Here is a 315-nt window from a genome sequence, read left to right as displayed (position 1 = left end):
CATCATTTACATGATGAAAGAGCGCTACAGGGATAAGAAAGTACAACGTTGTTGCTTGTTTGTTGATACATACAATCATTACCCATCGATTCACCTTTTACGGCAAACCGATCAATAAATAATCTTTACTTCTTCCAGATTGTTAAAGAACATACAGCACTTGATCTCGAAAAGACCAAACCTAAATTTAATCACCGCTGTGATCAACTTACGTTTGAACTTTTTGGTGGAGGATGACGGGATCGAACCGACGACCCCCTGCTTGCAAAGCAGGTGCTCTCCCAGCTGAGCTAATCCCCCTATGGGTATTTCCAG

1 tRNA gene is annotated in these 315 nt (G+C 41.9%); it reads right to left on the bottom strand.

Annotation, left to right across the window (positions count from 1 at the left end):
* Window positions 1–224: 224 nt before the first annotated feature.
* Window positions 225–300 (bottom strand) — tRNA-Ala (locus NCG91_RS27920).
* Between the last annotated feature and the right edge of the window lie 15 nt (window positions 301–315).

The sequence above is a fragment of the Janthinobacterium kumbetense genome (assembly GCF_023703445.1).
GTDB lineage: Bacteria > Pseudomonadota > Gammaproteobacteria > Burkholderiales > Burkholderiaceae_D > Janthinobacterium > Janthinobacterium kumbetense.
The sequence above is the reverse complement of the archived record's forward strand: the minus strand, read 5'-3'. Positions and strand labels throughout refer to the sequence as shown.